Genomic DNA, 581 nt, shown 5'->3' on the forward strand with positions numbered 1-581 from the left:
TGCGCGTGCGCGAAAAGGCGCGCGTCTCGCTCTCCCACCCGGCCATCGGGCGTTGCGCCTGATGGATTTCGTCGGCGGTCATGCCGTCGAAATAATTGTAGCCGGCGTTGAAGGCGCGGACGTGCTCCAGACAGAAATAGCGGAAGCGCGGCGGGCCGTCGTGCGGGCCGGCCCCCTCCAGCGGGGGCGCGCGGAATTCGCCCGCCTCGTCGCAGGCGGGATGATCGCAGACGCGCCCGACGCCCTCCATCCGGCCGTGAAAACGGGTATTCGCTCGATCCTTGTTGGGCTTCACCAGTCGTTCGTTCCCTGACGCGCAAGAGGCGCTATATGGGGAGCCATGACCGATACCGCCACCGCCCCGCTGACCGAGATCATCGCCGCCCGCCTGACCGCAGCGCTGTCGCCGACGCGGCTGGAGGTGCTGAACGAAAGCGCGCAGCATCGCGGGCACATGGGCGACGACGGGACGGGCGAAACGCATTTCCGCGTCATCATCGAAAGCGCGGCCTTCGCCGGGCAGACGCGTGTCGCGCGGCAGCGGCTGGTGAACCACGCGCTCGCCGGCCTGCTGGCGACGC

Annotated in this window: 1 protein-coding gene and 1 pseudogene; one reads left to right on the top strand and one right to left on the bottom strand. The window is 69.0% G+C overall.

The features are described 5' to 3' along the window. A pseudogene (locus tag NS334_RS16310) lies at positions 1-250 on the bottom strand (molecular chaperone DnaJ); the annotation flags it as partial. A gap of 90 nt (positions 251-340) precedes the next feature. On the opposite strand from NS334_RS16310, the gene NS334_RS16315 reads away from it, so the two are divergent. Continuing rightward, positions 341-581, top strand: a 241-nt coding sequence (locus tag NS334_RS16315) for a BolA family protein (protein WP_153002789.1), incomplete at its 3' end; no start/stop codon positions are given.

It is taken from the genome of Sphingomonas endophytica (genome assembly GCF_001476895.1).
GTDB lineage: Bacteria > Pseudomonadota > Alphaproteobacteria > Sphingomonadales > Sphingomonadaceae > Sphingomonas > Sphingomonas endophytica_A.